This window comes from Pseudacidovorax sp. DMC4, from assembly GCF_056314265.1.
Map to the genome: position 1 here is coordinate 1 of NZ_JBQUYR010000026.1, position 23,832 is coordinate 23,832.

The window sequence follows — 23,832 nt, forward strand, 5'->3', positions numbered from 1 at the left end:
GCCGCGGCAGCCACGTCGGCCGGCCTCGCGCCCTCTCCGACGATCAGCTCGACGCGCTGCTGCTCGAGCTGCAGCACGAGCCCCTGGAGCAGGTCGCGCAGCGCATGGGCGTGCATCCGCGCACCTTGCAGCGGTACATGAAGTCGGCCGACGCCGATCCCACGCATATCGGGCAGGCACACGCACCGGCGTGCGGCCGACCTCGATCTGTCGACGCCGACCACACGGCCGATCAGCGGCCCAACGCATGACGCGCACGCCTCGCAGCGCGAGACCACATCTTCGGCGCCGCGGCCTTTCAGGGCGCTGGCGCAGGTGAGAGGCGGCCCGCTGCCTCGCAACCAAGCGGACGGCACGAGGAGGTTCGGGAGCCTCGACCTACTGGCGCCCCAAGGCTTGTCCTACGAGCAAAGGTCCCGGTGGCCCTCACACTGCCCGGCTTTACCTGCACGACCGCGTACAGGCTCCGTATCCCACACAGGCCACCATGAACGAAACACCCGACCCCCGATTTGCTGCATGGATGCGGGCCGAGCGCGACACGTACGAAGCCATCCACCAGTTGCAGCAGAGCACGCAGGGGGGTCGGCGGATCGTCAAGGCAGAGGCCATGGCCCGGATCTCCGCACTGAGGCGCGAGGCCGACCGGCGCTTGGCAGAGTTGTCCGGGATGGAGCCGCCGCTGGCGCGTGTCGAGCCCCGGCCCAGCGCAGAGTTGGGACAACGGCCGTTCACCCGGCCCGCCCCCGCAACCGCCCTGGGCTACAAGCACTAGCCGGACTTCCGCTCACCGCTCATACATGGCGCCGAGGCCCGGCCTGCGTGGCGGTGCCTTCGGCGGTCTGCGCATCCGCACGCGCATGCAGCGCCTCGATGGTGTGGCAGTAACTGTCCTGACCGTCACAGCGGTCGCGCAGCGTCTTCAGGTCCTGCTCCAACGATCGAAGCTCCGCGATGCGCTCGCGCACATGGCCCAGGTGCGCGTTGAGCACGTCGCAGGCCGCGCTGCAGTCGGCCTTGCTGCGCAGGTCCAGTGACAGCAGCGCACGCACCTCGTCCAGCGACATGTCCATGGCCCGGCACATGCGGATGAAGCGCAGGCGGTGCACGTCGTCGGCGCTGTAGAGCCGGTAGCCGTTGTCGGCCCGCTGCTCCGCGCCGAGCAGACCCTCCTTTTCGTAATAGCGGATGTTGGCGGCGCTGACGCCCGAGCGACTGGCTGCCTCGCCGATGCGCAGATGGGGGCTTGCAGAAGGCATGCTTGACCTTGAAGTGGCTTGAAGGTTTTCAATGCTGGCACGAAAGCGAAAACCCGATGACGAGCCGCCCTTCCCCCTCCCTCGCCGGCGAGCCGGCGCACCGCCACCACACGCCGCACACCCACGCCACCGAGCCGGTCGCCCCGCCCGCAGCGCCGCGCACGCTGCGCATTGCCGCGGGTTGCGGTACCGGCTGCGGATGCGGCGCCCCCGCGCCTGCGGTCGCCGCGACATCCCCGTCGCACCGCCAAGCCGACCACGGTCACGGCGATGGTCACGCCCATGACCATGACAGTGCCCACGCGCACACGCATGCGCACGAGGCCGGTGATGGGCACGACCACGGCCCCCTGCCCGGTCCAGCCCGCATCGCCGCCGCCCTCGGCGTCGCCATCGCAGCCGAGCTGAGCCACCTGTTGCTGCCCGACGCCCTGGCATGGCGCATCGCCGGCATGGCGCTGGCCGCCGTGGCCATCGCGCTGGCCGGCACGGGCATCTACCTGAGCGGCCTGCGCGCCCTGATGCGTGGACGCCTGGGCATCGACACGCTCATGGCCGTGGCGGTAACGGGCGCCTTTCTGATCGGCCAATGGCCCGAGGCGGCCATGGTGATGGCGCTGTATGCGCTGGCCGAACTGATCGAGCACAAGGCGGCCGACCGCGCGCGCAACGCGATCTCGGGCCTCATGGCGCTGGCGCCCGACGAGGCCGAGGTGCAGGCCGCCGACGGCAGCTGGCAGCGCGTGCCCGCCGCCAGCGTGCCCCTGGATGCCATCGTGCGCATCCGCCCCGGCGAGCGCGTGCCGCTGGACGGCCAGGTGAGCGCCGGCCGCAGCACCATCGACCAGGCGAGCGTGACCGGTGAAAGCATCCCGGTCGACAAGACCGTCGGCGACCCGGTGTTCGCCGCCACCGTCAACCAGGGCGGCGAGCTGCAGGTGCGCGTGACGGCCGTGGCCGGACAGACCACGCTGGACCGCATCATCGAAGCCGTCGAGCAGGCGCAGGAGTCGCGCGCGCCCACGCAGCGCTTCGTCGAGCGCTTCGCCGCCATCTACACGCCGGCGGTGTTCATCGCCGCCGTGGCCGTGGCCGTGCTGCCACCCTTGCTGCTGGACTGGGCCTGGCTCGACGCCATCTACAAGGCGCTGGTGCTGCTGGTCATCGCCTGCCCATGCGCGCTGGTGATCTCCACGCCGGTGACGGTGGTCAGCGGCCTGACGGCGGCCGCGCGCCGCGGCATCCTCATCAAGGGCGGCACGCACCTCGAAGGCGCGCGGCGGCTCCGGGCCATCGCGCTCGACAAGACCGGCACGCTGACCCAGGGCAAGCCGGTGCTGGTGCACTGGCAGCCCTGGGGCGATGCAGATCCTGCGCATGTGCAACGCGCCGCCTCGGCCCTGGCGGGCCGCTCGGACCATCCGGTCTCGCTCGCCATTGCCAAGGGCCTCACCACGACCGAGGCGATACCCGGTGTCGACAGCTTCGAAGCGCTGGCCGGGCGCGGCGTCCGGGGCGTGGTCGACGGACTGCCGCTGGTGCTCGCCAACCACCGCCTGATCGAGGAGCAAGGCCTGTGCAGCCCGGCGCTGGAAGCCCTGCTGGCCGAGCACGAGGCACAGGGCCGCACCCTGACCCTGCTGGCCGGAGAACATGCGGTCCTCGGCGTCTTCGCCGTGGCGGACACGCTCAAGGCCGGCTCCAGGGAAGCGGTGGCACGCCTGAAGCGCCTGGGCGTCACGCCCGTGATGCTGACGGGCGACAACCCCAGCACCGCCCGCGCCGTGGCCGATCAGGTCGGCATCACGGATGCCCGCGGCGGCCTGCTGCCCCAGGACAAGCTGGCCGCCATTCGCGACCTTCAACAGCGCCACGGCGTCATCGCCATGGCGGGCGATGGCATCAACGATGCGCCCGCCATGGCCCAGGCCGACATCGGCTTCGCCATGGGGGCGGCCGGCACGGACATCGCCATGGAGACGGCCGACGTGGTCATCATGAACGACGACCTGGGCCGCATCGCCGACACCGTGGCACTGTCGCGCCGCACGCATGCGCTGCTCTGGCAGAACATCGCGCTGGCCCTGGGTATCAAGGCCGTGTTCTTCGCGCTGGCCATCGCCGGGCAGGCCACCATGTGGATGGCCGTGTTCGCCGACATGGGCGCCAGCCTGCTGGTGGTGGCCAACGGGCTGCGGCTGCTGCGCGGTCTGCCCGGGCGCTGACCAGTACGGGAGTTCTCAGCCGGCCATGGCCCGGCAGGCGCCGGCGCAGTCGCGGCAGGCCTTGGCACAGGCCTGGCAGTGGTCGGCCTCGTGCTGGGCGCACTCCGTAGCGCAGGCATCGCACAGGCGGGCACAGAGCGCGCAGATGGCCGCCGCATGCTCGCTGCCGCGGGCCAGCGCCGCCGCGGCGAACTGGCAGGCCGCGGCGCAGTCCATGTCCAGACGGATGCAGCCGGCCATGGCGCCCGGATCGGGCTCACGCAGGCAGGCCGCCGCGCAATGGCTGCAGGCCACGGCACAGGCGTTGCAGGCGTCGATGCAGTCCTGGTGATCGATGGGGGTCATCGCAATGTTCCTTTCATTGGGTGAGGGCAAGCGGCTTGCCGGGTGATCCAAGCCTGCGACGGCGTGCACATCGCGATGTCGGACGATGGTGCATGAGGCTGCGAGGGCAAGGCTGGCTCCGCAGCGATGCATTGGCGCCCCTGCGGGGCGTCAAGGCCCGCGCTGGCGTGCACTCCTAGAATGCCGCCCGTGCGCCTCTTCGTCCTGGTCCTTGCCCTCGTCCTGCTGCCCTTGCGCGGCTGGATCGGTGGCGCCATGGCGGTGGAGGTCACGGCCGCGGCGCCGTCCGCACATGCCGCCCACACGGCCAATCCGATGCCGGCGCCGCAACACATGCCGGCGATGGCGGCAGCCCCAGCGCAGCCAACGGCGCACTGCCATGAGCATGCTGCGGATGAAGAACACGGCATGCAAGAAGCATCGCCCCACGTCGCCAGCGCCCCTTCCGTGGCGCACCATGGCGACGACAGCGGCACCGCACACGACCATGGCCACTGCGGCCTCTGCCAGATATGCCATTCGGTGGCGATGACCGACGCGGCATCTGAAGCCCCTGTCGCGCCGCCCGCACGCGTGCAACCCCGCAGCAGCGCCCCGCACTTCGCGAGCGCCCTGCTCGCGCAGGCCGACAAGCCGCCCATTTCCTGAACGTCCTGCCCGTAGTCCGTCCGCCGCAGCCGTCCTGACGCGCCGCGGTGCCGATGCATTGCTTCAAGGAGCGTTCTCTTGTCCACCCCTCTCGTCCCGCGCAGCGTGCGCGGGCTGCCGCTGCGCCGTCGCCACGACGAAGCGCCGCCGATTCCCCATCTTTCCGTCGCGGCGCCGCCCGCCATCTTGCGCCGTGCGTGCCACATGGCCCTGGCAGGCCTCGCCGTGCTGCTCGCCGGCTGCGCCAGCCTGTCGCCCGAGGGCGATGCACCGCAGGCGCTTTCGCTGGTGCAGGGCCAGCCGCTCGTGGGCGACGCCCGGCCCCAGCGTCGGCCCGACACCGCATCTGCGGCGCAGGCGGAGACGCTGCTGGCCGGCCCGCTCGACCAGCAGGCGGCCGTGCGCATCGCCCTGGCCCAGAGCCCCCGCATGCAGGCGGCTTTCGCGGCCCTGCAGCTGTCCGACGCCGAACGGGCGGAAGCAGCCACGCTGCCCAACCCCGTGTTCTCCTTCAGCCGGCTGCGCGAGGGCCGCGAACTGGAGCTGGACCGCCTGATCAGCTTCAACGTGGTGGGCCTGCTCACCCTGCCCTGGCGCGCCCGCTGGGCCGGCCAGCAGCAGGAGGCGGCCCGGCTCGATGCGGCGCAGGCGGTGCTGCAGTTGGCGGCCGACACCCGTCGCGCCTGGCTGCGCGCCGTCGCCGACCGGCAGAGCGCCGTCTACCTGCGCGACGTGCGCGATGCCGCCGAAGCCGGCGCGACGCTGGCCCAGCGCATGCAGAAGGCGGGCAACTGGCCCGCCCTGCAGGCCGCACGCGAGCAATTGCAGCAGGCCGACGCACAGGCGCAGTTGGCCCGCGCCGAGCAGGCCGCCACCGCCAGCCGCGAGGCCCTGGTCCGCCTGCTCGGGCTCGATGGCGCACAGGCCGCGCGGCTCACGATGCCCGACCGCCTGCCCGACCTGCCCGCCTCGCTGCCCGGCGATGCCGACCTGCAGGCGCAGGCCCTGCGCGATCGTCTGGACCTCCGCGCCGCCCGCGCCGACGCCGCAGCCATTGCCGAGGCCCAGCGCCTGACACGCGCTACCCGTTTCGTCGACGTGATGGAACTGGGCGTCGCCCGCAACACCACCTTCACCAACGACATCGACCGGGGCCGCAGCACGCAACGCGGCTGGGAGATCGGCCTGCCGATCCCGCTCTTCGACTTCGGCCAGGCACGCAGTGCGCAGGCCGAGGCACGTTACCTGCAGGCCGCCGCCCGCGTGCGTGGCGTGGCGCTGGCCGCGGCGAGCGAAGTGCGCGAAGCCGAGGCCGCCCGCCGGCATGCGTGGCAGATCGCGCATCGCTACCAGGCCGAGGTGCTGCCGCTGCAGCGCCAGGTCAACGACGAGATGGTGCTGCGCTACAACGCCATGGGCGCCAGCGTCTGGCAATTGCTGGCCGAAGCCCGCGCCAGTGCGCGAACGGTGGATGCGGCCATGCAGGCCCAGCGCGACTTCTGGCTCGCCGAGGTGGATCTGCAGATGGCGCTGACCGGCAGTTCGCCCGCCGGCCTCTCGGCCCTGCGCGGTGCAGGGACGGGCCCAGCCCTCGCCAGCACGACCAACGAAGGAGGCCACTGATGGACCGCCGACACTTCTTCTCCGGCATGCTGGCCGGCGCCGCCGCCGGTGCCGTCAGTCGGGTGGCCCTGGCCGCCGTGCCCGAGGCCGCGCAGCAGACCGGCCCCGCCACCGCGCCGCCGCTCCTGCCGCCGGATGGCCGGCCCTACGACCCGGTCATCACCCTCAACGGCTGGAGCCTGCCCTGGCGCATGAAGAACGGCGTCAAGGAGTTTCACCTCGTCGCCGAGCCCGTGGTGCGCGAGATGGCACCGGGCTTCAAGGTCAACATGTGGGGCTACAACGGCCAGTCACCCGGCCCCACCATCGAGGTGGTCGAAGGCGACCGGGTGCGCATCTTCGTCACCAACCGCCTGCCCGAACACACCACCGTGCATTGGCATGGACAGCGGGTGCCCAACGGCATGGACGGTGTCGGCGGCATCACGCAGCCGCACATCCCGCCGGGCAAGACCTTCGTCTACGAGTTCACCGCGCGCCGCCCCGGCACCTTCATGTACCACCCGCATGCGGACGAGATGGTGCAGATGGCCATGGGCATGATGGGCTTTTGGGTGACGCACCCCAAGGTGCGCAGCCATCCGCAGATTGTCCGCGTGCAGCGCGACTTCTGCTTCCTGCTCGGCAGCTTCGACGTCGAGCCCGGCAGCGCCACGCCCAAGGTCAACACCATGACCGACTTCAACACCTGGGCCTTCAACAGCCGCGTGTTCCCAGGTATCGACCCGCTCTGCGTACGCCAGGGCGACCGGGTGCGCATCCGCGTGGGCAACCTCACCATGACCAACCACCCCATCCATGTGCATGGCCACGAATTCGAGGTCACCGGCACCGATGGCGGCGCCGTGCCGCGCAGCGCCCGCTGGCCCGAGGTGACCACCGATGTCGCCGTCGGCCAGATGCGCCAGATCGAGTTCATCGCCGACGAGGAAGGCGACTGGGCCCTGCACTGCCACAAGAGCCACCACACCATGGGCCCCATGGGCCACGACGTGCCCACCATGATTGGCGTGGACCATCGCGGCGTCGCGGACACCATCCGCCGGCTGGTTCCCGATTACATGGTGATGGGCGACAAGGGCATGGCCGAGATGGGCTCGATGGAGATGCCCCTGCCCGACAACACCCTGCCCATGATGACCGGCCGCGGCCCGTTCGGTCCCGCGGAGATGGGGGGCATGTTCACGTTGCTGAAGGTGCGGCGCGACCAGGCGCCGGGGGACTTCCGTGACCCGGGCTGGTTCAGGCATCCGCCGGGCAGCGTGGCGCATGAGGTCGAAGCGGGGCAGGCGCCTGCGGCGGTGAGCCGAGCCGGCCCGGCAGACGCCGTGGCTTCAGGCACGACCGATGCCGCACCCGCCTCCGTCCGTAAGCCCAGTGGCCATGACCACCACTGACAAGGGCACCGCCGCCTGAGGCTCGATTGCCGACGCCAACGAAAGCTGGTACGTCACGTACCTCATCTTTCCCGACTCTGCCGCGCCCGGCGTTTCCCCGAACCGGAAGGGCATACATCGCCCAGCGCATGACAGAGCCACCGATTCGATTCAGAAGGACCCAACCATGAACAAGAGAAGCTTCCTCACCCTGCTTTTACCCACCGCGGGCATCCTGCTGGCCTCCCCCGCCACCTTCGCGCAAACCGACGCACCGCTGCCCCAGGTCGAAGGCGAAGTCCGCCGCGTCGATGCCGCCCAGGGCCGCATCACCCTGCGCCACGGTGACATTCCCAACCTCGACATGGGCGCGATGACCATGGTCTTCCGCGTCCGCGACCCGGCGCTGTTGAAGGAGGTGAAGGCGGGCGACAAGGTGCGCTTCACGGCGCAGATGGTCGACGGGCAACTGACCGTGCTGTCGCTCACGGTTGCGCACTGAGCGGCCGATTGGAAAGGACTGGAAAAAGTCTATATTCAGTCCTCTTTCCCGGGAGCCGCGAATGCGCTTTTCGACGCAAGTCAAACCGATCAGCTACCTCAAGGCCAACGCGGCTGAAGTGCTGGACACGCTCGCGCAGCGGCGCGAGCCGCTGGTCATCACCCAGAACGGCGAAGCCCGCGCCGTGATCCAGGACGTGGCCTCCTTCGAAGAGACCCAGGAAACCCTCGCCCTGCTCAAGCTGCTGGCCCTGGGCCAGCAGGATGTGGAGGCCGGGCACCTCAAGTCGCTGGCCGATGTGGTGCAGCAGCTTCGCAGCAAGCATTCCGCCAGCGAATGACGAGGGCGAAGGGCTTTCAGGTCATGCTGACCCGCGGTGCGGAGCAGGACCTGGAATCGCTCTACGACTACGTGGCCGAGGCCGAAAGCGTCGCCAACGCCCGTCGCCTGCTGGACCGCATCACAGCGACCCTCGATGGCCTGGCCCATCTGCCGGAGCGCGGCAGTCACCCCAGAGAACTGCTGAGCCTGGGCATCAAGGCTTACCGGCAGGTCCTGCTCAAGCCCTATCGCATCGTGTACCAAGTGCTGGCCCACCGGGTCGTGGTCCACCTGATCGCCGACGGGCGGCGGGACATGCAGACCCTGCTCGCACGCCGGCTGCTGGGTCGGTGATAGCGCGACTGATCGGCTTTGTTTTCAGCCGACCCGGATGGCTTTCAGGCCATCCCGCCATTCACAGAAATGACCTGCCCCGTGATGTACCCCGCCTCCGCGCTGGCCAGAAAGCCGGCCAGAGCAGCGACCTCTTCGGGCCGGCCGGCGCGCTGGGCCGGCACCATCTGCTTGACCATCGCGGGGTCGAAGGCGGCGTCGGCCATGGGCGAGGCGATGACGCCCGGGGCGATGGCGTTGACGGTCACGCCGCGCGAGGCCACTTCCATCGACAGCGCCTTGGTCGCGCTGTTGAGGGCGCCCTTGGCCGCCGCATAGTTGACCTGGCCGCGGTTGCCCATGATCGCCGCCACCGACGAGATGTTCAGGATGCGGCCCCAGCGCGTGCGCAGCATGGGCAGCAGCAGCGGCTGGGTGACGCGGAAGAAGCCGTTGAGCGACACGTCGATGACGCGGTGCCACTGATCGGGCCGCATGCCGGGCATCACGGCATCGTCATGGATGCCCGCGTTGTTGACCAGCACCTGCACCGGTCCGGCCTCCAGCATGCGGGCGCAGGCTGCCGCCGTGGCTTCGTCGTCGGTCAGGTCGAAGACGTGGCATTCGGCCTGGCCGCCGGCCCCGGCGATGCGCGCGGCCAGGGCCTCGATGGCCTCGCGGCGGCCGTTGGCATGCAGCAGCACGGTGGCGCCGTCGCGCGCCAGGCGCTCGGCGATGGCACCGCCCAGGGCGCCGCTGGCACCGGTGACGAGCGCGCGCTTGTTCTGAAGGGTCATGGGGAAGTACCTCCGTCGGTGACGGTGTCACGGACACCGGTCGTGATGGCCGGGCAGGCGCTCAGGGCGCGGCGTCCGGCAAGGGCGTGTTGAGAACGACCACCGCGCGGCCATCCGCCACCGGTGCGCCAGCCGCATCGAGCACGCGGAAGGCATAGAGCACCTGCTGCGCATCGCCCGACAGGCGTTCGGCATGCAGGTGCAGCGGCGCGGGCGCATCGTCGAAGCGGGCGCGATGCAGGCGCACGTTGCGGGTGCTGGCCAGGTAGCCGGCCGCGGGCGGCCCGTCCCCCGTGCTCAGCAGGCCACCATGCAGCGCCATGGCCTGCGCCGCGAACTCGATGGCGCAGGGGGCGAGCAGGCCCGAGGCGGTGCGCATCGGATTGGAAGGGTCCGCATGGGTGGTGGTCGTGCAATGGATGGACTGCGCATCCCAGGCTTCGAGCCGGTCGAGCAGGCACATGCTGCCCGCGTGGGGAATGCGCGCGGCGATGCCGCTGCGGTCGAGGGTGGAGGGCGCGGTCATGGCAGGTCCGAGATCAGCAGCACATTGGCAAAGGGCGTGCCCTGGCTCATGGGCATGGGCTGCACCGCGAAGCCCAGGCGCTGCAGCAACGCGATCCACTCGTCCAGCGTGCGGCCCCAGGTGGGCGAGACCTTGTGGCCGCGGATGCGCGTCACGGTGCGATCCACCCACTGGCTGATCGCGAAGCCACGGCGGCTGGCGGCATCGCCGACGCGCAGCAGCAGGCGACCGGGCAGGCCGTCACGCTGCGCAGCGCCGGCGGCCAGCGCGTCGCGCACCCGCACGAGCACGCCTTCCTGCGCGGCATGGTCCACATAGTGCAGCACGTCGAGGATCACGACCACGTCGCAGGCCGGAAAGTCGGCCTCGCACATGTTGCCGCAGACGACGGTGGGCGTGGGCCGGATGTGGCCGACCGAGCACCGTGCCCGTTCCACGTCGCGGGGCATCAGCTCGATGCCGGTGTAGCGGGCATCGGACGGCAGCGGCGCCCAGGCGGCGGGCCATCGGCCCTCGGCGCGCATCGCCTGGGCGGTGTGCAGCACGTTGGCGAACAGGCTCTGGCCCGAGCCGATGTCCAGCATGCGCGGCCGGCCGTCTCCGATCAGGCCCCGCTCGACGATGCCGCGGAATACCGGGTCATGGCCCAGCTTGCCGCGTGCGAAATGCCAGGCGAAGTTGCCGCCCTGGCGGTAGGGCTCGGTGGCGCGGGCGTGGAGGTCGCGCCAGGCGGCGTCGGGGGTGGGCGAATTCGAGTTCACAGGTGGGTCGTCCTGGCGCCCTCTCCCCTTGCGGGAAAGGGGAAAAGGCGGGAAAGGTCTGGCGCGCGGCGCGGCTCACGCATGGCCGAGCGCATGAGGCAAGGTCACGGCGTGCAGGCCATCACGCTCGAGGCGCTCCAGCAGCGGCGGCAGCACATCCAGGATCACCGGCCGCCCGCTGGGCGCCAGCGCCGCATGGCCGTCATGCAGGAGAAGAATGTCGCCGGCGCGCAGGCCGCGGGTGAGGCGAGCCATCACGCGCGCGGGGTCGCGCTCGCGGGTGTCGAAGCCGCGGCGGGTCCAACTCACCAGCTCCAGGCCGAGGCGATGCAGCACCGGGGCGAGGAAGGGATTGCGCAGGCCTGCGGGCGCACGAAAGCAGGTCGGCCGCTGGCCGATGACGGCCTCGATCATCTGCTGCGCGCGTTCGATCTCGGCATGGAAGCCGCGCGGCCCCAGCACCGAGAAGTTGTGCCGGTGCCGCGCCGTGTGGTTCTGGATGCTGTGGCCACGGGCCACGATCTCGCGCGCCAATGCCGGATGCGCCTGTACCCGTTCGGCGATGCAGAAGAAGGTGGCCTTCTGACCGTGGGCGTCGAGCAGGTCGAGCACGGCCGGCGTCACCGCGGGCTCGGGCCCGTCGTCGATGGTCAGCGCCACTTCGTTTCGCGCTTCGGCGGCGGCAGGCAGGCGCAGCGTGTTCTGGCCGAGCCAGCGGCTGCGCGGCGTCAGGCCGATGGCGGTGATGGCCGCATGGTTGAGCACCACGGCGCCAAGCGCCCAGGGCCAGGCACCCGGCACGAGCAGGCTCGCCCCCAACGCGCCCGCATGCAGCACCGCACTGCCCTTGAGGAAGGGCGTGGGCTGCCAGCGGCCGGCCAGGGCGCTCATGCCTTCGCCGTCCGGGCAAAGGCGGCCGACAGCAGCAGCGCCAGCAGTGCGCCGGGCGCCACCACCTGTCCGATGGACGCCAGCGAGGGGATGTCGGAGATGGCGATCAGCGTGAAGGAGATCACCGTCGTCAGGTTGGCCAGCATCAGCGAGGCCAGCGTGTCCTCGTCGGCATGGCCGGTCTCGCGCAGCTGGTCGAAGAAGAGCGCGTAGTTGGAGCCCACGGCCACCACCAGCAGCAGGCCCACCAGATGCAGGATGGACAGCGCCATGCCCATGGCCGCCATCGCACCCAGCGTGAGCGCCACGGCGGCGGCCAGCGGCTGGCACACGGCCAGCAGGCGTCGGCCCGAGCGCAGCCAGGCGCCCAGCAGCAGCACCACGGCCAGCGCGCCCAGGCCCACCTGCACGAAGGCCTCGTGCAGGTAGCGCTTGTAGAGCGCACCCAGTTCCTCGCCGACCTCGGCCACCGACACGCCCGGCAGCCCCTGCAGGGCGGCGACGACGTCTGCATGCTTGAACTGCGGGCCGGGGTGCAGCGAGATCATGGCGGCCCAGCCGCCACCCGGTCGCTCGAACAGCAGCGCGTCGACCACGGCGCCCAATGGACCCTGGCGTGCGTCCTCGCGGCTGATCAGCGGCGCGGCACGCGCCGCCTCGACCTGGGTCACGAAAGGTGCCAGGCGGTCGGCCGCGATCGGCAGGCCCGCCGTGGCTTCCTCCAGCCGGGCACGCAGCGTGGTGGCGTCGGGCAGGGCCTCGCGCCGCTGCATCTGCAGCGCCTGGCTGGGCAGGATGCGGGCCACGCTGTCGTAGCCCAACAGCGCGCCGCGCTCCACCAGCGGGTCGAGCCGCGCGCCGGCCGCCTCGGCCTGGCGCAGCGCCGCTTCGACGGTGTCGCCATAGGCCACCACCAGCGTGGCGCCGTCGCTGGCGCCGATGTCGCCGCGCAGTTGCTCGTCCAGCGCCTGCGATTCGCGCGAGACCGGGCTCATCGAGCTCAAGCCGGCGCGCCAGAGCTGGTCGCCTTGCCACAGCACCAGCGCGAAGCCGGCGACGGCCAGGGCCATCAGTGGCAGCCGCAGCCGCGGCAGTCCGCGCACGATGGCGCCGGCCGCGTGCGCCATGTAGCGGCGCAGGCCTCGGCCGCTGGCGCCCTGCGGCGCCAGCACCGGCAGCAGGAAGCGCGTGGCCACGGCCGCGGCCACCAGTCCGGCGATGGAGAACACGCCCAGCTGCGCCAGTCCCGGAAAGCCCGAGAACACCAGCGCCGCAAAGCCCGCCACCGAGGTCAGCAGGCCCAGCCGCACCGTGGGCCAGTGCAGGTCGCGCCAGCGTTGCCAGCCGGCCTGGGCCGGTCCCTCGCCCGCCACCTGGCGGGCCTGGATCAGGTAATAGATGGCGTAGTCCACCGTCTCGCCGATCAGCGTGCTGCCGAAGCCCAGCGTCAGCCCATGCACGCCGCCGAAGACCAGGCTGACGGCGGCCGTGCCCACCACCACGCCGGTGGCCACCGGCAGCATGGCGATGGCCAGCGCACGCAGCGCACCGAAGGCCAGCAGCAGCAGGCCGCTGACCACGATGGCACCCACCACCGCCAGGTGGACGGCCTCGCGCTTGATGCTGTCGCGGCTCTGCACCGAGAACACGGCCGTGCCGCTCATCAGCAGGCGCGTGTCGGTGGCGCCCACCTCGGCGGCGGCCTGGGCGAAGTCGGCCTGGATGGTGGCGATGGCCTGCGCCTGGGCGTCCAGGTCGCCGCCGGCGGCGCGGGTGCTGGCCAGCAGCAGCGCGCGCGGCGCCTCGCGCGCCGCCCACACGCCGTCGACGCTGCGCGGCGCGGTGGCCGGAATCAGCGTCTCGGCCATGCGGGCGGATTCGCCCGTGGGGTCGCGCTCCAGCAGCGGCTTGAACGCATTGCCGCCCGGCGTGCCCAGCAGCGAGAGCGTGTCGAGGATGGCGTTGCGCAGCCCTTCCACCGTAAAGTGCTCGGGCGTGACCGCGGGCGAGAGCTGGTAGCGCCGGTCGAAGACCCAGGTGCCGGCATCGCGCCATTCGCTCTGGTCGCCGTTCTGCACCTGGTCGAACAGGCCGCTCTTGCGCAGGCGCTGGCCCAGTTCGCGCGAGACGGCCGCGCGCTGCGCCTCGTCGCGTCCGCCCTCGATGCCGATGAACAGCGTGCGCGAAGCGACGCCCGTCTGGATCTGCTCGATGAGCATGCGCTGGCGCGCGTCCGGATGGGCAGGCAGGAAGGCCGAAAGGTCGGCGTCGAACTTGGAGCGCGCGATGATGCCCACGCCGGCCGCCAGCACCAGCAGCCAGACGAGCACCACGGCCAGACGGCGCGCGGGCGAGAGGCCGGCATCGTGGGCCGGCGCGGCAGGAGGGCGGCGGCTCATGAACCGGCGGGCCCGGGCACGATGTTCATCACCGAGCGGTCGCCGCCGATGAATTCCATCTCGATGCCGCGCACGTCGCTGCCGATGCCCGACAGGCGCAGGCTGCGCACCTGGGCGGCCAGCGCGGGCAGCGTGGGCACCAGGTCGAGCGTCCAGGCCTTGGCATCGCCCTTCACATCGGCCTTGAAGTAGCGCAGCAGCGCCGGCGCGTTGCCGCTCAGGGTGCCGCGCATCGCTTCCATCATGCCCTGCAGCTCGGGCATGGCGTCCAGGCTCAGGGTGCGGGTGCGGCCGCCGCGCGAGAGGATGAGCACGTTGCCCTGCACCTCCATCGACTCCGGCCGCGGCGTGAGCGTGCGGCGCACCAGCTTGTCGGGTGCGGTGAAGCTGAGCACGCCGGCCGAGTCGAGCGGGCCGTCCAGGCCGCGCACATAGCGCTGCTCGGTGAAGCGGGCCTCGCCGCTGCGGCGCTGGGCCAGCAGGGCCATCAGCTCGTTGAGATCGAACGCCCAGGCAGGTGCCGCAAGCAGGCCGGCCAGGGCCAGCAGCAGGACGGCACGCAGGCGGCGCACGCCGGCCAGGGCCTCACGCACGCGGCGAATCTTCGAGCCAGAAGTCATGGAAATTGAACCAGTTGTGGGGATGGGCGCGGCACAGGTCTTCCAGGCGCCGCACATAGGCTTCGAGGGCATCGCGGATGCGGCGTTCCCGCTCGGCGGGATCGAGTCCGCGGGCGCGGCGCGGCGCTGGTGCGCCGGGCTCGGTGGTGCCACTTTCCGCCGCCGGTGCCGAGAAATCGGCCAGCGGCTCGAACACCACGCGGTAGCGGTTGCCGCCCAGGTACAGGCCCGCCATGAACACGGCCGGCCGGCGCAGCAGCGCGGCGAGGCGGAAGGGCCCGTCGTTGAACCAAGCCGGCTGGCCCAGGAAGTCGATCTGCACCCGGTTGCCGCGCTGGCCGCCGTCGTCCTCGCCCACGGCCAGGGTGCGATCGCCGAGCATGCCGGCCATGCGGCCGCTGTCCAGCCAGTCGCGCAGCTCCAGCATGGCGGCGGGCCGGCCCAGGGCGATGATGTGCGGCCGGTACTCGGGCAGGCTGATGGCGCCCAGCACGGCGTTGATGCGCCGCGCGTTGTCCGGGTACATCAGCATGGCCAGCCGCAGGTCGACCGGCGCCTCTGCCTGCTGCCGACAGGCCGACAGGGCCTCGAAACTGCCGATGTGCGCACCGACCAGGAAGGCGCCGCGACCCGCGCGCACATCGGCCTCCACGGCCTCGCCGCCCTGCACCTGCACGTCGAAGAGCGCCATGCGCCCGCGCAGGAAGTACACCCGGTCGAGCACCGTCGACGCGAAGTTGTGCAGCAGCCGGTAGCCGTCGCGCCAGCCCGCCTTCGGCCCGATGGCCCGCGCCAGGTAGCGCCGCACATGGCGACGCGGCGTGGGCGCGAAGAGCAGGAAGTACAGCGTGATCGGATGCAGGACCAGCCGCGTGAGCGGCCGGCCGCAGCGCAGCGCCATCCAGCAGATGAAGCGCAGCGCCAGGATGTTGCTGCGCTCGGGCGCGCGGGCCCAGTCGGTGCCGGGACGCAGGTCGTCGCCGAGGGCGCTCACGGGCGACCTCCGGCTTCGCCTGCGGTGCGGGCGCCCTCGCCCGGCAGCCAACGGCCGCTGGCAGCCACGGTGTCGCCCATGCGCACCTCGAAGCGCACGCCCGCGGCGGCGCCCGTCTCGGGCTGCAGGTCGAAGACCAGGTCGGCGCCCGGCCGCACCGGCGCCAGGAACTTGGCCGCCGCCAGCATCGGCGCATCGCCCAGGCGCGCGCGCAGCGAGGGCACGCCGCGCATCGCCTCCAGCAGTTCGGCGAGCAACAAGGCGCCCGGCAGCAGCGGCTGGCGGGGGAAATGGCCGGCAAAGGCGGGATGGTCCTCGGGCACGCGGTGCGACAGCCGGACCGGGCTGCCGTCCGCCGCCAATTGGGCGAGCGCGAATTCGCGCAGCTCCCGACGCGTCAACTTGCCGGTGCCCACGCGCGGCAGCGCCTGCACATGCACCACGCGGCGGGGCACGAACACCGGTTCGACGCGCTCGCGCAGGCCGGCGATGACCGTCGCGGCATCCACCGAGGGGGCCACCACGAAGGCCACCGGCCGCACCACGCCGTCGGCCACGTCGTCCGGCAGCCAGAAGGCGCCGTCCTCGACGCCAGGAATGCTGTTGAGATGGAAGTCGAGGTGGCCCAGCGACGTCCGCCGGCCCGCCACGTGCACGAGGTCGTTGGCCCGGCCCAGCAGGCGGAAGCGGCCATCGCCCAGCAGCTCCAGCAGGTCGGCCATGGGCGTGGGCGCGGGAATGAAGTCACCCGAGAAGACGAAGCGCTCGGCACCATCCGGGCCGGTCTCGGCCTGCACGCGGATGTCGCCCATCACCTCCCACACCTCGCTGCGCACCGGGCAACGGGTGGCGACCTGGCCGGTCTCGGTGCTGCCGTAGATCTCGACCATCACGCCGCCCGTGGCGCGCTCGGCCTGGGCCGCCAGTTGCGGCGACAGCGGCGCGGTGGCGGACAGCACCATGTCCACCGGCGGCACGTCCAGCCCGGACTGCAACAGCGTCTTGAGGTGGAAGGGCGTGGTGACCAGCGCGCGCGGTCGTGGCACCGATTCCAGCGCCTGCACGATGTCGGCCGGATAGAACGGGCGCCCGGCCTCGAAGGCCGGCCCGCCCAGCATGGCCAGCAGCGCCGAGGATTCGAGGCCGTAGCTGTGCTGCACCGGCACGGTGGCCACCAGCGTGAGGCCGTCCAGCGCGGGCAGATCGAGCAACTGGCACAGCCGCGGCACGGCGGCGGCCACGTCGCCCACCAGCGTGCCCCAGGTCTTGGCATGCGGCTGCGGCACGCCGGTGGAGCCCGAGGTGAGCAGGCTGGCCGCGTGGCGGTCGAGCGCGATGGCCGCCCAGTCGGGCATGGCGGCGAGCGGCGTGCGCGCCCCATCGGCGTCGACCTCGACGCGCTGCGCGAGGCCGGCGCCGTGGGGCTCGCCGGGATCGACCAGCGCGAAGGCCGCAGGATGCTCGGCGCAGACGCGTGCCAGGGTGTCCTGGCGCGCATCGGGCGGCAGGAGGCTGGCATGGCCCCGCAGCAGCGCCGCCGCCAGCCCGACGGAAAAGCGGTAGCGGTCGCCACACAGGTTGACGGCCGGGCCTTCGGCCGGAAGCTTCGCAGCAACGGCCTCGACATCGGCCAGCCAGGCCAGCGCACTGATTGGCCGGCCATGGCGCCAGGCCAGCGGCGCGCGCAGGTCGCGCGGGCCGAGCAGGTGGGACACGCTCATTGCTTGGCAGGCGCGTAGAAGGCGCGAACGGCATCGATCAGCCGCACGCGCTCGAACTCGGGATGCAGGCGGTAGCGCAGCAGGTATTCGCCGACGAACAGCGCACCGACGCCGATGGGCGTGACCACGTTGGAGAACAGTGACCAGTCCTCGAACGGCCGCAGCAGGTAGACAGCCAGCGACAGCACGCAGACCGCGCAGAAGTACACGGTCCATACGGCCGTCACGCGCGCCGTGTAGTGCCGCATGTCGGGCGTGAGCATATGGATGCGCTGCGCGAACTGCCCGATCAGCGAAAGCTGCCCCGCGCGCAGCGTGCCGCCGAACCAGCCGGCCAGCAGCGCGTTGATGCCCACGTGCTGCAGCACATAGAGCGGATTGGGATCGCCGGCATGGCCGCTCATGACCAGGGCCAGCCCGGCCAGGCCCAGCACGCCCACCAGGACCAGGCCGGCACGCCCCAGGTGCTGCCCCGCCAGACCCATGCCGGTGAGCCACAGCGGCACCAGCAGCACGACCACGGCCCAGGGCTCGGCCGCGTGGTAGACCATCATCCAGTGCGAGGCGCCGGCATAGGCCACGCCCACCAGCAGCATCAGCGCAATGCGCCAGGCGGGCATGCCCCTTACCCGGCCTTGTTGGCGGCGACGTGGGCCGCCAGCGCGCGCAGCGAGGCAAAGATCTGCTGGTTGCGCTCGTCGTCCGAGCGCAGCTGGAAGCCGTAGCGACGCGAGATCTCCAGCGCCACTTCAAGGATGTCGATGGAGTCCAGGCCCAGGCCGTCGCCGTACAGGGGCGCCTCGGGGTCGATGGACTCGGGGGCCACTTCGAGATTGAGGGCGCTCACCAGCAGTTCGGCCAGCTCGTTCTCGAGCGGAGTGCGGTCAAAAGAGGTGGTCGAGGACAAGAGGGGCTCCCGGATGTGTAGAGATGAACCGTCGGCCACAGCCCGTACGGCAAAAGAGAAAAATTATAGGAGTCGCCCCGATGGCCATGGCCACGGCCGGCGCGGCCGCGACACCCTGGCGCAGCCCTCCCCTTCGGTAGACTGCCGCGGTTTTTCGCCCTGATCCGGGAGTCTTATGGCCGATCCTCTGCTGCTGGCGCGCCACGGCGCCATCCAATGCTTCCTGCTGCCCGCCCTGGCCAATCGCCATGGCCTGATCACCGGGGCCACGGGCACCGGCAAGACCGTCACGCTGCAGACCCTGGCCGAGCGCCTGTCGGGCATCGGCGTGCCCGTCTTCATGGCCGACGTGAAGGGCGACCTGAGCGGCATCAGCCAGCCCGGCCGCATCGGCGAGCGGATGGCTGCCACGCTCAAGGAGCGCGGCATCGAGCTGCCCACGCCGCAGGCCTGCCCCGTGGCGCTGTGGGACGTCTTCGGCGAGCAGGGACATCCGGTACGGGCCACCATCTCCGACATGGGGCCGCTGCTGCTGGGCCGAATGCTGGACCTCAACGAGACCCAGGCCGGCGTGCTCAACCTGGTGTTCAAGATCGCCGACGACAGCGGCCTGCTGCTGCTCGACCTGAAGGACCTGCGGGCCATGCTGGCCCATGTGGGCGAGAACGCCAAGCAGTACACCACCAGCTACGGCAACATCAGCGCCGCCAGTGTGGGGGCCATCCAGCGCGGGCTGCTGGCCATCGAATCGCAGGGCGGCGACCGCTTCTTCGGCGAGCCGATGCTGGACATCCAGGACTTCATGCAGACGGTGGACGGCCGCGGCGTGGTCAACATCCTCGCGGCCGACAAGCTGATGAATGCGCCGCGCCTGTACGCCACCTTCCTGCTGTGGATGCTGTCGGAGCTGTTCGAGCAGTTGCCCGAGGTGGGCGACCTGGACAAGCCCAAGCTGGCCTTCTTCTTCGACGAGGCCCACCTGCTGTTCAAGGACGCGCCCAAGGCGCTAGTCGAGCGCATCGAACTGGTGGTGCGGCTGGTGCGCTCCAAGGGCGTGGGCGTGTACTTCGTGACGCAGAACCCGCTGGACATCCCGGACTCGGTGCTGGCCCAGCTCGGCAACCGGGTCCAGCACGCGCTGCGCGCCTTCACGCCGCGCGACCAGAAGGCCGTGCAGTCCGCCGCCAGCACCATGCGCCCCAAGCCGGGCCTGGACATCGGCCAGGCCATCACCGAACTGGCCGTCGGCGAGGCCTTGGTCAGCCTGCTGGATGAAAAGGGCCGGCCCGGCATCACCGAGCGGGTGTTCGTGCTGCCGCCCGCGGGCCAGATCGGGCCGGTGTCGCCGGAGCAGCGCCGCACGCTCATGAGCGGCTCGCTGGTGGCCGGCGTTTACGAGCAGGCGGTGGACCGCGAATCGGCCTACGAGAAGCTCAAGGGCCGCGCCGCGTCGGCACCGGACGCGCCGGCGACGGCCCGGCCCGACGGGACCGGCCCCGGCAGCGCTGCGGGCACGGGGGCAGGCGGAGGCAATGCAGGCCAGGCCGAGGGAAGCTTCCTGGACGATCTGCTCTTCGGGACGACCGGGCCGCGAGGCGGGCGCAAGGACGGTCTGGTGCAGACGCTGGCCAAGTCGGCGGTGCGCACGGTGGGCACCAATGTGGGCAAGGAAATCCTGCGCGGCGTGCTCGGCGGCATCTTCGGCGCCAAGAGCCGGCGCTGAGACTGCCACCGCAGCCTGCAGGGGCGCCGCCGCGTCACTGGCGCGGCAGCGCGCGGGCAAGGGACCGGCGCCCAACGCCAGCCCCTGCGGCGGCAGACGACCTCAGTAGGTCGGATAGCGCACGGCGTCTTCTTCGGCGTAGCGGCTGCGGCCGACCATGAAGCCGACCAGAACGGTGCCGCACACCACGCCCAACATGAATCCTGCAATGACCATCAACATGGCGCGTCTCCATTCGTTGTGAGGGAAGCCCTGGCGGCCGCCGTCGGACGCTCGCCGTGCTTCCTGACTGTGACGATACCGTGATCGTCCCTGCGCAGCGATGGGAGTTAACCCAGTGTTAGCAACTCCGACATGCCCGTCGGCCAAGGCCGCGCAGACGGGTCGGCGGCCACGCGCGGCTCGCCGATCTGGCGGTTCAGTCCGCCGTCATCGCGCAATGGGATGATGTGGAAGCGCTCCCTGTGCGGCCCATGCTCCCCTCCCCCAACACACCCTCCAAGCCTTCGCCGATCAGCTTCGGCCGCGCCCTGCTCTTCTGGCTCAAGCTGGGCTTCATCAGCTTCGGGGGGCCGGCCGGTCAGATCGCCATCATGCATGCCGAATTGGTGGAGCGCCGGCACTGGATCAGCGAGCGCCGCTTTCTGCATGCCCTCAACTACTGCATGCTGCTCCCCGGCCCCGAGGCACAGCAGCTGGCCACCTACCTGGGCTGGCTGATGCATCGCACCTGGGGCGGGATCGCGGCAGGCCTGCTGTTCGTGCTGCCTTCGCTGGTGCTGCTGATCGGACTGTCATGGGTGTACATGGCCTTCGGGCAGCAGCCGCTCGTCACCGCGATGTTCCACGGCATCAAGCCGGCGGTCACCGCCATCGTGCTGCAGGCGGGCTGGCGCCTGGCGGGCCGTGCGCTGCACAGCCGCCCGCTGATGGGCATCGCCGCGGCGGCCTTCATCGCGATGGCCGTGCTGCACCTGCCCTTCGTACTCGTGCTGACGCTCGCGGCACTGGCCGGGCATTGGGGCGGCCGGCGCTGGCCCGGGACTTTTCGAGGCCGGGGGGCCCATGCGGCTGCGGCGTCCGGCGATGTGCCGGGTCCCGCCGCCTGGATCGACGACCACAGCCCGCCCCCGGCGCACGCACGCTTCTCGCGCGGCCGGATGGTCCGCGTCGTGGCGGTGTGCGTCGCCCTCTGGAGTGCGGGCATGGCCGCCGCCATCGCCATTGGCGGAGTGCAGGGCACCCTGGCGCGCATGGGCTGGTTCTTCACCAAGGCGGCCTTCATGACCTTCGGCGGCGCTTACGCCGTCCTGCCCTATGTGTACCAGGCGGCCGTCGAGCACTACCACTGGCTCTCGGGCCCGCAGATGATCGACGGGTTGGCGCTGGGAGAGACCACGCCCGGCCCGTTGATCATGGTGGTGGCGTTCGTGGGCTTCGTGGGGGGCTGGAACCAGCTGGCACTGGGCCCGGACCTGCCTTTCCTGGGCGGCGCAGTGGCAGCGGTGGCCGTGAGCTTCTTCACCTTCCTGCCGTCGTTCCTGTTCATCCTGGCAGGTGGCCCGCTGGTGGAATCGACCCGCGACCGCCTGGGGCTGGCCGCGCCCATGGCGGCGATCACGGCTGCGGTCGTGGGCGTGATCGCGCAGTTGGCCCTGTTCTTTGCCGGCCATGTGCTGTGGCCCGAGGGACATGGCTTCGATACCGGGGCTGCGGTGCTGATGGTGCTCGCCGCCTTTGCGCTGATCCGGTTGAAGTGGGGCGTGATGCCGGTTCTGGCGGCAAGCGCGGCGGCAGGACTGGCGCTGCAGGTGCTGGCCTGAGCAGACGGCAACGCGGGCGATCTGATCGACGAGGGCGACCGTACAATCCTCGCCCGCCGCTCCAAAGCAGAAAGCCCGCACTGGGCGGGCTTTCTGAGCAGCTTGGTGACGACCACCAAGTGCTTCGTTTGGCTCCCAAGAGAACTGTCATTACGAACATCTACGTTCGCCTTGGCGTTGCCTTCTCGACTAGTACGAGACGCCAAGGCAAATCGTAAAGTTGCGCAACCGGCGATCCCTCAATAGAAAATCATCCGTTGCCCGCCATTTGATGTTTTCCGTTGATTTACGACAGCGGCGGGCAAACAGGCGGTCAAAACTAACGATTCAACGGCGCAGGAGCAAATTTTTCTTTTTGCTCCAGCATTATCCTCGCCATGGTGCCCGCAATGTAGCGCGGCGTGTCGTCGCTCACGCCTTTGCAAATAAGTTCAGTGCACGCGCTGTCCCTGAAAAGCATCGGGTCGCCGCCGCTCTGCCGAACCAGCGGCTCTGTGGAGGGTGCAAGATAGAACTGCATCACAACCTTGGGGGGCTCTGAGGGCTTCTCACCTTCCCGGTTCGCGTTCTCGTCACAGAATTGGAAGTTGTATTCCCAAAGCCAATCGATATCCGGCTGATCGGTCCTCACGATGCGAGGTATACCACGCAGCTTAGTCCCCATCAAAGACAAAGAAATTTCACCCTCGGAAACTTGGGGGACGATGGACTTATTTGACCAAGTCATGAAATAGCCGTTTAGCCATCTTGTCCAATTTTCTTTAGTGAGTTTTAAGTTATCCCATTCGCCATGTACCTCACTCACGCGGTTTTGAAGATCGGAAAATGTCCTTGGATCCATAAGTCATACTTTCCTATAAAAGAGATTTATTGTTACTGCAAAGCTTTAGCAAAAAAATAGATGGAAACGCTATATCTGCACTCGTCCATTCGGCTGATTTGCTGACTCTCGTATTCTTTAGAACACTCCCGTACGATCCCAAACGCCAAGTCAATATGTCTTCTCTTTGGAAGTCATGGCAGGCGCGAGCCAATAGGACCACGCCCCTTTCGCCCAGGCAGCGGTGTACAGCATGGCCAGCGCGAACATGCCCCACTGGCCTGCGCTCCAGGTAGACGCGAGGAAGAAGGGCTGGCTGACCAGCCCGAAGAGGCATGCCCATCGCGCCCAGCTGGGACGACGATCCTGCGACAGCCAGGCCGCGGCCGCGCCGCAGGCCAGGATCACGGCCTGATCAGCTCCCACGAGCCGATTCCACCGGGGCGAGCCAGCGTGCCGCGGCCGCGGCCGGCGCGAGCTGACGCAGATCCGCGTCGTGTGCCAGTTCGCGCGCAGTCGCCTCCAGTTCGAGGGGATCGACAGAGCGCCAGTGCTGCTGGAGACGGTGGGCGCAAGCCGCAATCCAGAGTTCGTCGTCGTGGTGTTCCATGAGCGCAGTCTAGCCATTAACACTGTATATTTCACCAGTGTTTTCGGAGATATTCATGATATGGAACCAAAGCAGTGGGGTGCTCTGCAAGATGCTCGGGCCGGAGGTGTCCGATGCGGCGCGGTTGCTGCCGCCGCCCGGCCCTGACCAGCCGAAGACCGCAACCGTCGAGATGGACACAGCCCGAACACGGCTGCGGCAGTGCGGTCTCGCACGTTCTCCAAACATGTAACAGGAACGGGCTAAATCAGCGGCCCCCCGCCCTTGCCCCACTGCGGAGACTGGCAAAAGGCGCAGTGGCTCGCAGGTGCTCCCCAGGGGCAGAGGGGCGCAGCCATGCCTGAACCTCGCAGTGGCGCACGTGCATGCGCACGGCCTGGCCCGGGCGGGGGTGGTCAGGCGCAGGGGGTGGGGGGTCGGCAAGGCGACCTCTTCGCCCCCGAAGGGGGGGGTGGGTACCTGGATGAATGCAATCCCGTAGAACTTCCCCAGGGGCCGTCGAGGACACGAAATTTCGCGAACTGGAGGAGATGGTCGGCCCTGCAAAATTCAGAGAGCCACCCAGCCGACGCGAGCGGCCCTGGCTTTGCCCACGCCCGAGGCCACTG

At 70.2% G+C, this 23,832-nt stretch carries 25 protein-coding genes and 1 pseudogene; 11 read left to right on the plus strand and 15 right to left on the minus strand.

Annotated elements, in window-relative coordinates; translation table 11 throughout:
- Together ACT54X_RS28360 and ACT54X_RS28365 are read left to right on the plus strand one after the other, a co-directional pair.
- A pseudogene (locus ACT54X_RS28360) lies at positions 1-251 on the plus strand (hypothetical protein); the annotation flags it as partial.
- Positions 252-487: 236 nt separating this feature from the next.
- Entirely contained in the window at positions 488-775 is a 288-nt protein-coding gene (locus ACT54X_RS28365) for a hypothetical protein (protein ID WP_294371322.1), read from the plus strand.
- 19 nt (positions 776-794) lie between these two features.
- Here the strand turns inward: ACT54X_RS28365 and ACT54X_RS28370 are convergent, their stop codons facing one another.
- On the minus strand, positions 795-1,259 hold the full coding sequence (locus ACT54X_RS28370; protein WP_294371325.1) for a Cd(II)/Pb(II)-responsive transcriptional regulator: 465 nt from the start codon (positions 1,257-1,259) through the stop codon (positions 795-797).
- Between the two features lie 56 nt (positions 1,260-1,315).
- Here ACT54X_RS28370 and ACT54X_RS28375 point away from each other — a divergent pair, with 56 nt between their 5' ends.
- Entirely contained in the window at positions 1,316-3,484 is a 2,169-nt protein-coding gene (locus ACT54X_RS28375; RefSeq protein ID WP_476349961.1) for a heavy metal translocating P-type ATPase, read from the plus strand.
- Between the two features lie 15 nt (positions 3,485-3,499).
- Here ACT54X_RS28375 and ACT54X_RS28380 read toward each other — a convergent pair whose 3' ends face one another.
- Complete coding sequence (locus ACT54X_RS28380; protein ID WP_476349963.1) at positions 3,500-3,829, minus strand: four-helix bundle copper-binding protein; 330 nt, start codon at positions 3,827-3,829, stop codon at positions 3,500-3,502.
- A gap of 189 nt (positions 3,830-4,018) precedes the next feature.
- On the opposite strand from ACT54X_RS28380, the gene ACT54X_RS28385 reads away from it, so the two are divergent.
- The 6 genes from ACT54X_RS28385 (at position 4,019) to ACT54X_RS28410 (ending at position 8,653) form a co-directional block, all read left to right on the plus strand.
- Positions 4,019-4,477 (plus strand): hypothetical protein, encoded by a 459-nt coding sequence (locus ACT54X_RS28385; protein WP_294371331.1) that lies wholly within the window; start codon positions 4,019-4,021, stop codon positions 4,475-4,477.
- Positions 4,478-4,555: 78 nt separating this feature from the next.
- Positions 4,556-6,100 carry a TolC family protein gene (locus ACT54X_RS28390; RefSeq protein WP_476349964.1) on the plus strand — a complete coding sequence of 515 codons (1,545 nt, stop codon included), beginning with the start codon at positions 4,556-4,558 and terminating at the stop codon, positions 6,098-6,100.
- On the plus strand, positions 6,100-7,497 hold the full coding sequence (locus tag ACT54X_RS28395) for a multicopper oxidase family protein (protein WP_476349966.1): 1,398 nt from the start codon (positions 6,100-6,102) through the stop codon (positions 7,495-7,497). Before ACT54X_RS28390 ends, ACT54X_RS28395 begins: the two co-directional genes overlap by 1 nt.
- Before the next feature lie 166 nt (positions 7,498-7,663).
- Complete coding sequence (locus ACT54X_RS28400; protein ID WP_294371337.1) at positions 7,664-7,978, plus strand: copper-binding protein; 315 nt, start codon at positions 7,664-7,666, stop codon at positions 7,976-7,978.
- 61 nt (positions 7,979-8,039) lie between these two features.
- A complete protein-coding gene (locus ACT54X_RS28405) occupies positions 8,040-8,318 on the plus strand; it encodes a type II toxin-antitoxin system Phd/YefM family antitoxin (RefSeq protein ID WP_476349968.1) in 279 nt (92 codons plus the stop codon).
- The gene (locus ACT54X_RS28410; protein ID WP_294371341.1) at positions 8,315-8,653 is read left to right on the plus strand and encodes a type II toxin-antitoxin system RelE/ParE family toxin; all 339 of its coding nucleotides are present in this window, start codon (positions 8,315-8,317) and stop codon (positions 8,651-8,653) included. The genes ACT54X_RS28405 and ACT54X_RS28410 overlap by 4 nt, the downstream gene beginning before the upstream one ends.
- Positions 8,654-8,697: 44 nt before the next feature.
- On the opposite strand, the gene fabG is transcribed toward ACT54X_RS28410, so the two are convergent.
- The 10 genes from fabG to ACT54X_RS28460 form a co-directional block, all read right to left on the minus strand.
- Complete coding sequence (gene fabG / locus ACT54X_RS28415; protein ID WP_294371343.1) at positions 8,698-9,429, minus strand: 3-oxoacyl-ACP reductase FabG; 732 nt, start codon at positions 9,427-9,429, stop codon at positions 8,698-8,700.
- A 61-nt stretch (positions 9,430-9,490) separates the two neighbouring features.
- Positions 9,491-9,955: an ApeP family dehydratase gene (locus ACT54X_RS28420; protein WP_476349971.1), complete on the minus strand. Its 465-nt coding sequence runs from the start codon at positions 9,953-9,955 to the stop codon at positions 9,491-9,493.
- Positions 9,952-10,716 (minus strand): class I SAM-dependent methyltransferase, encoded by a 765-nt coding sequence (locus tag ACT54X_RS28425; RefSeq protein ID WP_476349973.1) that lies wholly within the window; start codon positions 10,714-10,716, stop codon positions 9,952-9,954. The genes ACT54X_RS28420 and ACT54X_RS28425 overlap by 4 nt, the downstream gene beginning before the upstream one ends.
- Before the next feature lie 75 nt (positions 10,717-10,791).
- Complete coding sequence (locus tag ACT54X_RS28430) at positions 10,792-11,607, minus strand: polysaccharide deacetylase family protein (protein ID WP_354319739.1); 816 nt, start codon at positions 11,605-11,607, stop codon at positions 10,792-10,794.
- Positions 11,604-14,006 carry an MMPL family transporter gene (locus ACT54X_RS28435; RefSeq protein ID WP_294371356.1) on the minus strand — a complete coding sequence of 801 codons (2,403 nt, stop codon included), beginning with the start codon at positions 14,004-14,006 and terminating at the stop codon, positions 11,604-11,606. The genes ACT54X_RS28430 and ACT54X_RS28435 overlap by 4 nt, the downstream gene beginning before the upstream one ends.
- Complete coding sequence (locus ACT54X_RS28440) at positions 14,003-14,626, minus strand: LolA-related protein (protein WP_294371359.1); 624 nt, start codon at positions 14,624-14,626, stop codon at positions 14,003-14,005. The genes ACT54X_RS28435 and ACT54X_RS28440 overlap by 4 nt, the downstream gene beginning before the upstream one ends.
- The gene (locus tag ACT54X_RS28445; RefSeq protein ID WP_294371362.1) at positions 14,592-15,620 is read right to left on the minus strand and encodes an acyl-CoA synthetase; all 1,029 of its coding nucleotides are present in this window, start codon (positions 15,618-15,620) and stop codon (positions 14,592-14,594) included. Before ACT54X_RS28445 ends, ACT54X_RS28440 begins: the two co-directional genes overlap by 35 nt.
- Positions 15,617-17,341, minus strand: a complete 1,725-nt coding sequence (locus ACT54X_RS28450) for an AMP-binding protein (RefSeq protein ID WP_294371364.1) — start codon at positions 17,339-17,341, stop codon at positions 15,617-15,619. The genes ACT54X_RS28445 and ACT54X_RS28450 overlap by 4 nt, the downstream gene beginning before the upstream one ends.
- Positions 17,338-17,961, minus strand: a complete 624-nt coding sequence (locus ACT54X_RS28455) for a COG4648 family protein (protein WP_294371366.1) — start codon at positions 17,959-17,961, stop codon at positions 17,338-17,340. Before ACT54X_RS28455 ends, ACT54X_RS28450 begins: the two co-directional genes overlap by 4 nt.
- Positions 17,962-17,966: 5 nt before the next feature.
- Positions 17,967-18,248, minus strand: coding sequence for a phosphopantetheine-binding protein (locus ACT54X_RS28460; RefSeq protein WP_017762228.1), 282 nt, complete (start codon positions 18,246-18,248; stop codon positions 17,967-17,969).
- Positions 18,249-18,423: 175 nt separating this feature from the next.
- Here ACT54X_RS28460 and ACT54X_RS28465 point away from each other — a divergent pair, with 175 nt between their 5' ends.
- Together ACT54X_RS28465 and chrA are read left to right on the plus strand one after the other, a co-directional pair.
- A complete protein-coding gene (locus ACT54X_RS28465; protein WP_294371372.1) occupies positions 18,424-19,971 on the plus strand; it encodes a helicase HerA-like domain-containing protein in 1,548 nt (515 codons plus the stop codon).
- A 473-nt stretch (positions 19,972-20,444) separates the two neighbouring features.
- Positions 20,445-21,794, plus strand: a complete 1,350-nt coding sequence (gene chrA, locus ACT54X_RS28470) for a chromate efflux transporter (RefSeq protein ID WP_294371374.1) — start codon at positions 20,445-20,447, stop codon at positions 21,792-21,794.
- Between the two features lie 319 nt (positions 21,795-22,113).
- On the opposite strand, the gene ACT54X_RS28475 is transcribed toward chrA, so the two are convergent.
- The 3 genes from ACT54X_RS28475 to ACT54X_RS28485 form a co-directional block, all read right to left on the minus strand.
- Positions 22,114-22,599 (minus strand): hypothetical protein, encoded by a 486-nt coding sequence (locus tag ACT54X_RS28475; protein WP_476349978.1) that lies wholly within the window; start codon positions 22,597-22,599, stop codon positions 22,114-22,116.
- A gap of 186 nt (positions 22,600-22,785) precedes the next feature.
- Positions 22,786-23,040, minus strand: coding sequence for a hypothetical protein (locus ACT54X_RS28480; protein WP_476349979.1), 255 nt, complete (start codon positions 23,038-23,040; stop codon positions 22,786-22,788).
- Positions 23,030-23,224, minus strand: coding sequence for a hypothetical protein (locus ACT54X_RS28485; protein WP_114802994.1), 195 nt, complete (start codon positions 23,222-23,224; stop codon positions 23,030-23,032). Before ACT54X_RS28485 ends, ACT54X_RS28480 begins: the two co-directional genes overlap by 11 nt.
- Positions 23,225-23,832: the final 608 nt, after the last annotated feature.